The sequence below is a fragment of the Roseococcus pinisoli genome, assembly GCF_018413645.1.
Lineage (GTDB): Bacteria > Pseudomonadota > Alphaproteobacteria > Acetobacterales > Acetobacteraceae > Roseococcus > Roseococcus pinisoli.
The window spans coordinates 502559-515610 of the sequence record NZ_JAHCDA010000002.1; the positions used below are offsets into that span (position 1 = coordinate 502559).

11 protein-coding genes are annotated in these 13052 nt (G+C 68.6%); 4 read left to right on the forward strand and 7 right to left on the reverse strand.

The genetic code is table 11. The annotated features are described in order from the left end of the window. Positions 1-5 precede the first annotated feature (5 nt). The 5 genes from KHU32_RS11170 to KHU32_RS11190 all read right to left on the reverse strand — a co-directional run bounded on the left by KHU32_RS11170 (position 6) and on the right by KHU32_RS11190 (position 4943). Entirely contained in the window at positions 6-932 is a 927-nt protein-coding gene (locus tag KHU32_RS11170; RefSeq protein WP_213670172.1) for an oxygenase MpaB family protein, read from the reverse strand. An 89-nt stretch (positions 933-1021) separates the two neighbouring features. After that, complete coding sequence (locus KHU32_RS11175; protein WP_213670173.1) at positions 1022-1882, reverse strand: HpcH/HpaI aldolase/citrate lyase family protein; 861 nt, start codon at positions 1880-1882, stop codon at positions 1022-1024. Next, positions 1883-3085, reverse strand: coding sequence for a CaiB/BaiF CoA transferase family protein (locus tag KHU32_RS11180; protein ID WP_213670174.1), 1203 nt, complete (start codon positions 3083-3085; stop codon positions 1883-1885). Then, positions 3082-3951 carry an FAS1-like dehydratase domain-containing protein gene (locus KHU32_RS11185; protein WP_213670175.1) on the reverse strand — a complete coding sequence of 290 codons (870 nt, stop codon included), beginning with the start codon at positions 3949-3951 and terminating at the stop codon, positions 3082-3084. Before KHU32_RS11185 ends, KHU32_RS11180 begins: the two co-directional genes overlap by 4 nt. A 2-nt stretch (positions 3952-3953) precedes the next feature. Continuing rightward, on the reverse strand, positions 3954-4943 hold the full coding sequence (locus KHU32_RS11190; RefSeq protein WP_213670176.1) for a Bug family tripartite tricarboxylate transporter substrate binding protein: 990 nt from the start codon (positions 4941-4943) through the stop codon (positions 3954-3956). Between the two features lie 132 nt (positions 4944-5075). On the opposite strand from KHU32_RS11190, the gene KHU32_RS11195 reads away from it, so the two are divergent. Both KHU32_RS11195 and KHU32_RS11200 read left to right on the forward strand, forming a co-directional pair. Beyond that, the gene (locus KHU32_RS11195; RefSeq protein WP_213670177.1) at positions 5076-5621 is read left to right on the forward strand and encodes a carboxymuconolactone decarboxylase family protein; all 546 of its coding nucleotides are present in this window, start codon (positions 5076-5078) and stop codon (positions 5619-5621) included. Between the two features lie 61 nt (positions 5622-5682). After that, positions 5683-7215, forward strand: a complete 1533-nt coding sequence (locus KHU32_RS11200; RefSeq protein WP_213670178.1) for an O-linked N-acetylglucosamine transferase, SPINDLY family protein — start codon at positions 5683-5685, stop codon at positions 7213-7215. 13 nt (positions 7216-7228) lie between these two features. Here KHU32_RS11200 and KHU32_RS11205 read toward each other — a convergent pair whose 3' ends face one another. Continuing rightward, positions 7229-8197: a Bug family tripartite tricarboxylate transporter substrate binding protein gene (locus tag KHU32_RS11205; protein ID WP_213670179.1), complete on the reverse strand. Its 969-nt coding sequence runs from the start codon at positions 8195-8197 to the stop codon at positions 7229-7231. Positions 8198-8501: 304 nt separating this feature from the next. Between KHU32_RS11205 and KHU32_RS11210 the strand changes: the two genes are divergently transcribed. Beyond that, the gene (locus KHU32_RS11210; protein WP_213670180.1) at positions 8502-9938 is read left to right on the forward strand and encodes an MFS transporter; all 1437 of its coding nucleotides are present in this window, start codon (positions 8502-8504) and stop codon (positions 9936-9938) included. Between the two features lie 190 nt (positions 9939-10128). Here the strand turns inward: KHU32_RS11210 and KHU32_RS11215 are convergent, their stop codons facing one another. Further along, positions 10129-10983 (reverse strand): LysR family transcriptional regulator, encoded by an 855-nt coding sequence (locus tag KHU32_RS11215; protein ID WP_213670181.1) that lies wholly within the window; start codon positions 10981-10983, stop codon positions 10129-10131. 146 nt (positions 10984-11129) lie between these two features. Here KHU32_RS11215 and KHU32_RS11220 point away from each other — a divergent pair, with 146 nt between their 5' ends. After that, entirely contained in the window at positions 11130-12659 is a 1530-nt protein-coding gene (locus tag KHU32_RS11220) for an MFS transporter (protein WP_213670182.1), read from the forward strand. The last annotated feature ends 393 nt before the right edge of the window (positions 12660-13052 follow it).

Consider the following 13052-nt stretch of genomic DNA (forward strand, 5'->3'; position numbering starts at 1 on the left):
CCGGGTCAGCGCGGGGGATATAGATAGTTGGCGGGAAGGCCGAGCCGAAGGCAGGACTGAACGGCCGGGCTGGCGGGCAGCAGCAGGCCCTCGGCCAGGCGGGCGGCGGCCCGCACTACCGGCGCTTCCCACCGCCTCAACCCGTGCCGGCCGCCCAGGCCGAGCAGCCCGCGCACGCCATCCGGCAGGAGCTCGACCGCCGCACGCAGCAGCGCGCCCTGGATCAGCCGGAGCGGGCCGGGGAGAAGCGGGGCGCGGCGGAGGATATCCAGGAATTCGAAGACGATGGGGGAAGGCTCCAGCCGGCCGCGCATGTCGTCGAACAGGTCTTTCATCTCCGCCATCGAGCCAGGCGCATCCAAGGCGCCGTAGAGCCGCGCCGCCGGCCGGGCCTCGGCCAGGAAACGGTCGACCTCCTCCAGCGACAGAGGAGAGGCATAGCGCCGGTAGGCTTCTATGAAGCCGAAACTCGCCGTGACCTGGACCCAGTTCAGCAGGGCCAGGTCGTTGGCGCGATAGGGCTGGCCCGCCGGTGTACGGCCCTCGACCGCCTCATGCCGACGCACGACACCGGCGATCATCGGCTCGGCCAGGCTGCGCGCTCCATAGACGGTGACCATGGCCGCGAGCCCCGTCCGTCGCAGCCGGAGCACCGGGTCGCCGCGAAAGGAGGAATGCTCCCAGACGCCCGTGCGCACGCGGGGCTCCGCCAGTTCGAGGAGCACGGCCGTCACGCCGCCGATGAAGAGGGTGACGGGGTTCTTGAAGACCCGCCAGGACATGGAATCGGCCGGAACCAGCGCCGGCTCGCCGGGCGGTCGCGAGAAATCGATGGCGGGCCGGCCAGGCACCCGAAGCATCTCGCCGGCCGCGATGTCCAGGCGGCGCTGCACCGGGCGGAGCAGCGGCCACCGTGTGGCGAGGTCCGTCATTCGCTCGGCTGTGGCCGGCCGATACCTTCGGCCTCACGCGTTTCCATGGTCGTTCCAACGGGGCGGGAACCGCCCCGTTGCATGCGACGTCAGCGCGCCCGCGCCAGTACCTTCCGCGCGCGTTCCACGACCGGCAGGTCGATCATCGCGCCCTCGAAGGCCACGGCACCGAGGCCCTGGATCAAGGCCTCGTCGAAGGCCTGGATCAGGCGTCGGGCGCGATCCACCTCGGCCGGCGAGGGGCCGTATTCCTCGTTGATGATGGGCACGTGCAGCGGATGGATGCAGGCGGTGCAGCCGAAGCCCAGCTGGCGGGACCGCTTCAGCGAGGCCCGGTAGCCCTCGAGATCCGAGAAATCGGCGAAGGCGCCCACGGAACCGAGCGGCAGGATGCCGGCACCGCGGGCAGCGGCCACCACCATCATGCCGAAGACATACATGCTGTCGGCGCCCGGCACGGCCTCCAGCTCGGTGGAGAGGTCCTCGCTGCCGATGCCGATCGCCGCCATCCGGGGATCGGCCAGCGCGATGGCCTGGAGCTGGCCCAGGGCCTGGGGTGTCTCCACCATGCCGATGAAGCGCGTATGGCCGCGCGGCAGGTCGAGCAGCACCTCGCGGGCGGCGACGATCTCGCTCAGCAGCTTCACATGCTCCGGGCCCATGAGCTTGGGGAGCATGAGGGACGAGACTTCCGGCATCACGGCCGCGGCGATGTCGATGACGGACATCTCCATGGGCCGGTTGATGCGCACGCAGACCTCGACGCCGGCCTGCTTCAGCGTCCGCGCGGCGGCGGGCAGGGCGTCGCGCGCCGCCTGCTTCTCGCCCGGCGGGATGCTGTCCTCGAGGTCGAGGATGATGACGTCCGCCCCACGGGTATGCGCCTTGGCGACAAAGCGCTCGGAGGTCGTGGGGACGAAGAGCAGGGAACGCCAGTTGGGCGCGGACATCTATTTCACTCCTTCGAAGGCGGCGCCGGAATCGAGCATGGCCGCGATGCGCGCCTCGTCCCAGCCGAGCTCGGCGAGGACCTCACGGGTATTCCGGCCGAGCTGCGGCGCGGGCAGGGTCTCCTCGCGCATGCCGCCGCTGAACCGGTTGGCGACGCTGGTGCGACGGATCCGGCCTTCGGTCGGATGCTCGTCGAAATTCCAGAAGCCGACCTCCTGCAGATGCGGGTCGTCCAGCAGGTCGTCGATGGTGCTGTAGGGCGCGACCGGCACGTCGGCGGCGGTGAAGATCTCGACCCATTCGGCCGTGGTCTTCGCCTTCAGCGCCTCGCAGCGGAGCTCGAAGAACTCGGCGGCATGGTGCGTGCGCGCGATGGGCGAGCAGAAGCGCGGATCTTCCTTGAGCTCCGGCCGGCCGATGGCGTCCAGGAAGGCGAAGGCCTGGGCGTTGTTGTTCGGATGGGCCGTGATGTAGCCGTCCTTGGTGGGAAGGGGACGGTAATAGGGGCTGAGCAGGCGTCCATCGCCGGTCGGCCCCTCGGGCGGCTCGAAGGTGGCGGCGCCGAGGTGCTCCGTCATGACGAAGCTCGCCATGTTCTCGAACATGGGCACCTCGATGGCCTCGCCCAGGCCGGTCTTCTCGCGGCGGTAAAGGGCGAAGCCGATGCTCTGCGCGGCGATGAGGCCGGTCGTGTGGTCGGTCATCACCATGGGCACGAAGCGAGGCTCGCCGGTCGCGCGCTCGAAGGTGGCGGCCACGCCCGACATGGACTGGATCACGGGGTCGTAGGCAGGCCGGTTGAAGTAGCGGCCGCCGCGCCCGAAGGCGAGGATGCTGCAATGGATCAGCCGGGGATTGGCCGCCTGCAGCGAGGCGAAGTCCAGCCCCGCGCGCACCAGCCCCGAGGGGCGGACGTTGCTCACGAACACGTCCGCCTCGGCGATGAGGGCCTTCATCGCGGCCAGCCCCTCGGGCTGCTTGAAGTCGAGGCCGATGCTGCGCTTGTTGCGGTTGAAGTTGATGAACTTGCCGCTCATGGCCGGGGTGCGGCTGCCGGCCGCCAGGTAGCGCAGGATGTCGCCGCCCGGCGCCTCGACCTTGATGACCTCGGCGCCCTGGTCGGCCAGGGTCCGCGTGCAGATGGGGCCGACGACGACGGTGGTGAGGTCCACCACCTTCACGCCGGCAAGGGGGCCGCTCATGTGAACTCCAGATCCATCTGCGCGCAGAGCTTACCCTCGCGATCCGCCACCCAGACGTTCATGCGGCAATCCTCGGTCAGGGCGTGGCCGGAGAGGGTGATGGTGTCGCCGACATAGATCGGCCGCGTCAGCCGCGCATCGACGGAGACCAGCCGATGCGCCGGCGCGTTCTGGACGGCGGCGTCCAGCAGCAGCTGCATCGTCAGCCCGCCATTCTGCACCGTGTTGGGGTAGCCCTCCTCGGTGCGGGAATAGTCGGCATCGTAATGGATGCGATGGGCGTTCCAGGTCACGGCCGAGTAGCGGAAGACCAGCGGGCTCGGCAGGTGCTTCTCCACGGTCCAGGCCGCATCGGTCGGCGCGGGCGTGCCGGGATTGACCGGCGAGGTCGTGCCCGCCGGCACCGCCTCGCGATAGACGGCGTCGAACTCGTCGATCGCGATCACCTGGTTCCCCACCTCATAGGTGTTGCGCATGGTGAGGACGCAGATGATGCCGGTGCGCGCCCGCTTGGGCTCGATGGCCGCGACCTCGGCCTTCTTCACCAGCGTGTCGCCCACATGCAGCCGGCCGGGCATGCGGACCCGGCGGCCGGCACCCATGCGGCGGGGCAGGGGGATGGGCGGCAGGATCACGCCCTTGTTCGGGTGTCCATCGGGGCCGATGTCGCTCTGCATCGCGCTTTCGCAGCAGAACATGCTGAACCAGTGCGGCGGCAGGTTCGTGCCGCGCGGGAAGGAGTCGGGATCGTAGTCCAGCATGGCCGCGATCCGGCGCAGCATGCTGGGCGAGACGTCGTCCTCCGAGACGCGGACATGGCCCAGCCAGTCGCGCTTCACGGCCTCGATTGCTTCGAAGAAATCCATGTTCAGTCGGCCACCAGGTTGAGACGTTGGATGAGGCTGCCCCAGCGGGCGGCATCGGCGCGGGTCACGCGGTAGAAGTCCTCGGGCGTGTTGCGGGGGGCGATGTCGGCGCCGACGCGCTCATATCCGGCCTTCACGCGAGGATCGTCCAGCGCATCGTTCAGCGCGGCCGAGATGCGCGCGACGGCTTCGGGCGGCGTGCCGGTGCGGACGGTGATACCGAAATGCGCCAGGCCGGTGAAGCCGGGCAGTGTCTCGGCGACCGTCGGCACGCCCGGCCAGGCGTCGCGCCGCTCGGCGCTGGTGATGCCCAGCGCGCGGACGCTGGCCACGTTCCGGACCGTCTCGGCCTCGGGCAGGCCCATGCAGCGGGCATGGATGCGGCCGGAGAGGAGGTCCGTCATGGCCTGGGTGCTCTGGCGGTAGGGCACGTGCACCATGTCGAGGCCGAGGCGCCCGCCGATATCCTCCATCAGCAGATGCGTGCTGGCGCCGACGCCGGCCGAGGCGAAGTTGAACTTGCCCGGGTTCTGACGGATCCAGCCGACGAGGGAGGGGAAGTCCTCGGCCGGGATGGAGCGGTGCACGACCAGCGCATGCGCCGTGGAGCAGAACTGGCCGATCGGCAGGAAGTCCTTCTCCCAATCATAGGTGAGGTTGCGGTAGAGCAGCGCGTTCAGCCCGCTATTCGTCCCCATCGTCGCGGTCATCATGGTGTAGCCGTCGGCCGGCGAGCGCACGAGCGCCTCGGCCGCGACATTGCCCGCGCCGCCGGGCCGGTTGTCCACGACCACCGCCTGGCCGAGACGCTGCTGCAGGGCATCGGCCGTGACGCGGGAGACGATGTCGGTCTGCCCGCCGCCGCCATAGGGGACCAGCAGGCGAAGGGCGCGATCCGGGAAGGGGGCGGCGCGGCCGATTCGTGGTGTCGCCAGCAGGAGCGAGCCGCCCAGGGCGGCTCGGCGCGTGAGCGCCGTATCACGTTGGTTCATCGGACCGTTTCCTGAAATTATCTTTGCAAACAATCTGTGCCGGAATGCCATTGCGGTCAAAGCGCACGGGCCGTCTGTTCAATCCCCGGGCGAGCCCGCAGGCTGCGGGCAAGAACCCAAGGAGGACGCCCCATGGCCCGACTGCCCTATCTCAACCCGGAGGATCTGGCCGAGGCCGACCGGCCGCTGCTGAAGCGCATGATCACGCTGCACCGCTGCCTGGTGAACAGCCCCGGCGCGGCGCGGGCCTTCAGCGGGCTCGGCCAGTACATCCGCTACGGCATGAAGCTTGATCCGCGGCTGCGCGAGCTCGCGATCCTGCAGGTGGGCTGGCTGGCGCGCTCGCCCTACGAATGGTCGCATCACGTGAAGATCGGCCACGACTTCGGCGTCACGGACGAGGATGTCACGGCCCTCATCGCCGAGACGGACGGCAAGCCCAACGGGTTGGAGCCTCTGGCGAAACTGGTGCTGAAGGGCGCGCGCGAGGTCTATGCCGGCGGCATGTCGGCCGGGACCTTCGCCGAGCTGCAGCAGCATTTCGACAACGAGGCGATGGTGGACCTGACGGTCACGGCCGCCTTCTACTGCGCAGTGGTGCGCACCCTGGCGAGCCTCGCGATCGACGTGGAGCCCGAATACCAGCCCTATCTCGACAAGTTCCCTTTCCCGGCCTGAGCGGAGCGATCCGCCGCCCGGTCATTCCATGGCGGCGGATCGCGCTCTAAACCTTCCGGCCATGGATCACCCCCGCCTCGCCGAAGCCGACCGGCTCCATCTTTCCGGCCGCCACGCCGAGGCGATCGGCGGCTATGAGGAGGTCCTCGCCGCCGATCCGGACTGCTTCGAGGCCTGGAACGGTCTGGGCCATGCCGCCGCCTCGCGCCAGGAGTATGGGCAGGCCATCCCCGCACTGCGGCGCGCGCTCAAGCTCCGTGGCGAAGAGGCGACGCTGCGGGTCAACCTCGGAAAGGCGCTCTTCGCGCTGGGTCATGTGACCGAGGCGGTGCGCGAATATGCCCGCGCCTGGCGCGAGGGCGACGAGGCGACGCGCGCCGCGGCGCTCCGGAACCTCGCGGTGATCGCGCCGGGCGATCCGGTGCTGGGCAATGCCGCCATCCGGGAGATCCGGCGCTACTGGGCCGAGGCGGAGGCGGCGGCCGTCACGCCTCTCGCACCGGCGCGGCGGCCGGGCGCAAAGCTGCGGCTTGCCTATTACGGCGCCTTCTTCCACGAGAAGAACTGGATGAAGATGTATATGGGCGTCCTCAACGCCCATGACCGCGATCGCTTCGAGCTGCACCTTATCGCCGACGGCGCGCCGCCCAGCGTGGAGGCCGGCTATCGCGACCATCCCGAGGATCGGATCTGGGAGGTGGGCGGCCTGCCCAATGCGGAGCTGGCGGGGCACATCGCGGAAGCCGGGATCGACGTGCTCGTCGACCTGAACGGCTACAGCCACCAGGCACGACTGCCACTGCTGCTGCACCGCGCGGCCCCGGTGCAGATCGCCTGGAACGGCATGTACGGCACCACGGGATTTCCCGGCCTCGATGCCCTGATCGGCGACGGCTGGAGCATTCCGCCGGAGGAGGAGCAGTTCTGCAGCGAGCCCGTCCGCCGCGTTGCACACACCTATCTGCCCTTTGACTTCTTCTACTCCACGCCGCCCGTCACTCCGCCGCCCTGCCTGGAGGCAGGGCACGTCACCTTCGGCAGCCTCAACTCGGCCTACAAGCTGACCGACCCCACGATCGAGGCGTGGTCGGCCGTGCTGCGGGCCGTGCCGTCGGCGCGGCTTCTTATGCGCAACCGGGCGCTGGACCATGCCTCCAATCGGGCCGACCTGCTGGCGCGCTTTGCCATCCACGGGGTCCCGGCCGAGCGGATCGCGCTCGAGGGCAGCGGCACGCATGACGAATTCCTGGCGACCTACGGGCGGATCGACCTGGCGCTCGACAGCTTCCCCTATAACGGCGGCACCACCACGGCCGAGGCGCTGTGGCAGGGCGTCCCGGTGCTGACCATCAACGGCGATCGCTGGGCCGGGCGCACCAGCCGTTCGATCCTGATGGCCGCCGGGCTCGGCCGATACGTGGCGCCGGACATCGCCTCCTTCGTGGAGACGGCAGTGGCACTGACGCAGGATCCCCAGGGCCTGGCCGAACGCCGCGCGGGACAGCGGGCGGCGCTGGCGGCCAGCCCCGCCTGCGATCCAGCCTCGCTCTGCCGGGAACTGGAGACCATCTACCTGGAGCTCGCCACCCGGTAGCTGAGGTTCCGCCTCAGCCGACGGTGATCCTGGCCTCGCGCACGACGGTGCCCCAGCGCTGCATCTCGGCCGCGAGGAAGCTGCGGAACTCCTCGGGCGTGTTGCGGCGGGTGGCCATGTTCATGCCGTCCAGCCGTTCGACGAAATGCGGGTCGCCGAGCATGCCGTTCAGCTCGGTATTCAGGCGCCGGATCACCGGTTCCGGCGTGCCGGCCGGGGCGATCAGCCCGTTCCACACCACGGCCTCGAAATCCGGGATGAATTCCGACATGGCCGGCAGATTGGGGAGGGCAGCCAGACGGCCGGTGCCGTTATGCGCCAGCGCGCGCACCTGGCCGGCACGGAGGAAGGGCAGGATCGCCGCCCCATCCACAAAGGCATATTTGATCTGCCCGCCGATGAGGTCGCTCACCGCCGGCGCACCACCGCGATAGGGAACATGGTTGAGGGGCGCGCCGGTCCGCAGGCGGAAGAGCTCAAGCCCCAGATGCTGCATGGTGCCGTTGCCGGCGCTGGCGCATTCGACGCCCCCGGGCGTGCGCTTCACCAGCTCGATCAGCTCCGGGACCGTGCGTGCCTCCACCGAGGGATGGACGGTCAGCATGGTCGGCACCGTGGCCGCGAGGAAGATCGGCGTGAAATCCCGCACGGCGTCATAGGGAAGGCTGGGCAGGAGGAAGGGGTTCACCGCGAAGGCGGAAGTATCGTGCAGCAGCGTGTAGCCGTCATTGGCCGCGCGGGCGACGGCGTTGGCGCCGATCGTCCCACCTCCGCCACCGCGGTTCTCGATGACGATGGGCTGGCCCAGTGCCTCGGAAAGGCGGGCATAGAAGAGCCGGCCCACGGAATCCGAGCCGCCGCCCGCCGCATAGGGGATCACGATGCGGATCGGGCGTGTCGGATAGGATTGGGCGGTGGCCAGGCGCGGCGCGGCGAGGCTGGCGAGGCTCCCGAGGGCCGCTCGACGGCGGGTGATGTTCATGGGCGCGTTCCTGAAACCCGCTCTTGGCGGCGGGGCTGGGAAGCGATGCTCCGTGTCCGGGGGAGGGAGTGTCAACGAAGAACGAAGTAGCCGCGATATTATTAAGTATCCGAAAGGCCAATGCTGCCTGAGATACATGGGCTTGGTGGCGCGCATCTTGAGGCATGGCGGGCGCGGCACTCGGAAGGGCTAGCCAGGTCGGGAGGGCATTGACCTCAACCGGAGTTGAGGTTCTAGGAGGCATGTCGGCTTGCCCGTGCAGGCTCTCGCCTGGGTCAAGGGCGAGAATGTAAGTGGAGCTGACATGAGTATTCCCAACGCCCAGGCCGATCGACATCCTGCCTCTTCTCCCGGGATGGGCTGGGGAGCGCTGCTGTCCGGGACAAACGGTGTGCGTTCGCTGGCGCTGGCCGGCGGCGTCGTCCTCCACGCGATCAATATCTATATCGCGACCACCATCCTTCCCTCCGTCGTCCAGGATATCGGCGGACTGGACCTCTACGCCTGGAACACGACGGTGTTCGTGGTGGCCTCCATCCTGGGCTCCGCGCTTTCGGCGAAGCTGCTTCAGGTGGCCGGGCCCCGGGGCGCCTATGCGACCGGGGCCGTGATCTTTGCCCTGGGCGCGCTGATCTGCGCGGTCTCGCCCTCGATGCCCGTCATGCTGTTCGGCCGGCTCATCCAGGGCCTCGGCGGAGGTTTCCTCTTCGCGCTGGCCTACGCGATGATCCGCGTCGTCTTCGAGCCGACGCTGTGGCCGCGCGCCATGGCGCTTGTCTCGGGCATGTGGGGCGTCGCGACGCTGGTCGGGCCGGCGGTCGGCGGCATCTTCGCCGAGCTCGGCATCTGGCGGGCCGCCTTCTGGTCGCTGGCGCCGGCGGCCTTGCTCTTTGCCCTGCTGGCCGCAGCGGTGCTGCCAGGGCGCGACGCCGAGCCGGGCCGGAAGTCCTCGATACCCTTTCCGCAGATCCTCCTGCTGGTGGCGGCCGTCCTCGCCATCTCGGCCGGCAGCACCTCGCCGGATCTGCTGCGGAACGTTGCCGGGATCGTCGCGGCGGGCCTTCTCTCCGCGCTGCTGGTCCTGGTGGAACGCCGTGCCGGGAAGAAGCTGCTGCCGCATGGCTCCCTCACGCCGGGCACGTCCATCGCCGCGCTTTATGCGACCATGTGCCTGCTGGCCGTGACGGTCACGAGCGGCGAGATCTTCGTGCCGCTTTTCCTGCAGGTGCTGCATCAGCAACCGCCGCTGATGGCGGGCTATCTGGCCGCGCTGATGGCCGCGGGCTGGACCATCGGCTCGGTCACCAGCTCGGGCGTCGGGGGACGGAGCGTGGGCCGCATGATCCTGGCCGCGCCGATCCTGCAGGTCACGGGCATGCTCGTCCTGGCCATTCTTGCCCCGCGGGCGGGCAGCGGTTCCTGGGTGGAGCTGGCGCCGATCTGCGTGGCGCTTGTCGCCATCGGCCTGGGCGTGGGCCTGGCCTGGCCGCATCTGCTGACCGGCGTGCTGAAGGCGGCGCGGCCGAGCGAGCAGGAGCTTGCCGGGGCATCGATCACGACGGTTCAGCTCTTCGCGACCGCGATCGGCGCGGCGCTGGCGGGCATGGTGGTGAATGCCGGCGGGCTGATCGAGCCGGGGGGCGTGGCCGGCACGGCCAATGCCGCGCTTTGGCTCTTCGGCGCCTTCGCGCTCCCGCCCGCGATAGGCCTGTTCACCGCGCGGCGTGCCGCGCGGTTGTGACGATCAGGAGCAGGGCAGCGACGCTGCCGGGAGCTGTCGAGCGGCGCGCTGCGCACTGCTCCGCGCCGCCTTCGTGTACTTCGGTCCTATTCCTAAGTGAGCCACGGCACGCTCCTATAGTCGGCCGTCGCACCGAGCGGCGGTCAGCCGCCGGCTAAGGCCAGGCAACGAACAAGCCAAGGCGTGCTCCCTACGAGCTCGGCCGATGCTCGCGGAAGCCGGTGGCCAGGGCGCGCAAGGCCTCTCGGGATGAAGCATCGGTGAGCGTGGAGAACATCACGATCTCGGTGGACGGCAGCGGCGGCAGGCCGAAGCGCTGGCTCACCTCGATCGTGCCGGGCGGGGCCAGACGGCAGGAGAAGGCCGAGATGGCGAGGCCCGCTGAAACGGCGGCCGACACCATCGATGACGTACCCCCCAGGAAAACCTCCACCCAGGGGATGGAAGCCGTGTCGAGCGCGCGGGCGGCGATGTCGCGCACGCCGCAGGCGGGGGCGAGTGCGGCCAGCCGCAACGGCTCGCCCTGGCGGTGATCGAATTGCGGGGCAGCGAACCAGCCGAAATGCTCTGCCCCTAGCACCTCGCCATCCCGCCGGTCGTCCTCGCGCCTGATGATGGCGGCGTCGAGCTCGCCCCGATCGAAGGCGTCCAGCAGCACGCGCGAATTGTCCATCTGCACCTCGATGGTCAGGCCGGGATCGTGGGCATTGAGCCGGGCCAGGAGGGTAGGGACCTCCGGCCCCGCGACATGGGCGGCGATGCCGAGGCTGAAGCGGCGGCGCCCTTCGGAAAGACCGGCGACGGCCCGGTCGTGAGCGGCAAGGAATTCGCGCGCGCCCACGAGGAACTGGGCGCCTGACGCCGAAAGGCGCACGGAGCGCGGCGTCCGTTCGATGAGCCGCTGGCCGAGCCGATCTTCAAGCCGCTTCAGCTTCACGCTGATGGCGCCCTGCGTCGTCCCGAGCGCCTCCGCGGCACGGGTGAAGCTCTGCAGATCGGCGATGGTGACGAAGGCCTGAACCGCCTCAACGTCCAGGGTGGCCATGCAATCATCCGAATTTGTTGTCTTTGAAATAGACAAGCATCCAATTCAGTTGTGGTCAAGGCATCGCTATCTCCCGGTCCATCGAGCCAGCAGCGCGCCACGACCAGGTTTCGCTGTTGCCGTCCTCCATGGCGAAAGACCGGACCATGACCTTGGCCGCAGCTACATCCACCGATCACCGGAGCGCCCTGGCGCTTGCGGCCGTTTGCCTCTCGGCGCTGATGTTCGGGCTGGAAATCTCCAGCGTACCGGCGATCCTGCCGACATTGGAGCAGGTGCTGCACGCGGATTTCAGGCAGCTTCAATGGATCATGAACGCCTACACCATCGGCGTGACGATGGTGCTGATGGCGACAGGCGCGCTGGCCGACCGCTTTGGGCGCAAAGCCGTCTTCGTCGTCAGTATCATCGCCTTCGGATTGGCGTCGCTGGCCTGCGGCATCACCGAAAGCGTCCCCGTGTTGATCGGCGCCCGCTTCCTTCAGGGTCTGAGCGGCGGCGCCATGCTGGTGTGCCAGATCGCCATTCTCTCGCATCAGTTCCGCACGGCCGGCGAGCGCGGCATGGCCTTCGGCTGGTGGGGTGTCGTTTCGGGCGTGGGGCTGGGGTTTGGCCCCATCATCGGAGGCGCCATCGTCGCGCTGTGGAGCTGGGAATGGGTGTTCCTCGTCCATGTGGCGCTCAGCCTCGTGACCTTGCTGCTGACGCTCGGAGGAGTGCGTGAATCACGCGATCCGGAAGCGACCCGTCTCGACCTCATGGGGATGGTCACGCTGTCGGTGGCGGTTTTCTGCCTCGCCTTCTTCATCACCCAGGGGCCGGAGCTCGGCTTCGATAGCCCAACGGCCCTTTCGATCCTGGCTGTCGCGGCTGTGAGTTTCGGGGCCTTCATCATCGCGGAGAAAGTCACCTCGAGGCCCATGTTCGACTTCTCGGTGTTCCGCATCCGCTTGTTTTCCGGTGCGATTATCGGCTCGGTGGCGATGAACATCAGCTTCTGGCCCTTCATGATCTACCTGCCGATCTGGTTCCAGGCGGGGCTTGGCTATGACAGCGTCGCCGCCGGCCTGGGGCTGCTCGCCTACACCTTGCCGGCGCTGGTCGTGCCGCCGCTGGCTGAGCGCCTGTCGCTGCGCTATCAGCCTCGCCTCGTGATTCCGGCCGGATTGTTCACGATCGGCCTCGGCTTCATGCTGATGAAGCTCGGCAGCGGCGCCGAGAATGCGAACTGGCTGACCATGCTGCCGGGCTGCATCCTGGCAGGTATCGGGCTTGGGCTGACCAACACGCCGGTCACCAATACGACCACGGGCGCGGTTCCCGCCGCGCGTTCCGGCATGGCCTCGGGCATCGATATGAGTGCGCGCATGATCTCGCTGGCCCTCAACATCCCGGTCATGGGCTTCATCCTCGTCGAGGGCGTGCTGTCTTCGCTCCGGGCGAACCTTCCCCCCGATACGGATGCCTCCACCCTTCGCTTCCTCGCGGAGAGGATCGCCGCCGGTACGGCCGGCTCGTCGGGACAGGAGGTATCGGACGCGGTCGTCCATCACGCCCTGGCTGACGGCTTCGGCCAGGTGATGCTCTATGGCGGCGTCAGCGTCTGGCTGCTGGCGGCGGTCAGCTTCGTGGTGTTCGGGCAGGGGAGAAAGGTCTCCCGCGATTGCACCGCCTGAGAACCGACGAAGGGGCCGGCGTTCCATCGCTGACCCCCAATGGGCCAATCATGGATGGCGGAGGAGGTGCGACCGGTTACAAACGGTCGCTCGCGTCTCGTAGTGATGCGACCCTGCGGCACGCGAGGGTCGAACGAGACTTTCGCGCTAGCGTGAGGTGGATATTGCCTAGATTGACTGAAAGGTAGCGCTCTGAGGGGACCGCGAGGTCGACGTCAAAGAGACGTGCTTGCTAACGACAAATGGAGGCGGCGCAATCACTGGTCCTTGACGAGCACCGGCGCCACTACGGAGAACGCCATAGCTAAGAACCCCCACGCCGCTTGGGGGAGCGCCCAAATCAACGGGCCACCGTCGCTGATCGCGTGCGCCCAACAGCCGGTCTCGGGGTCG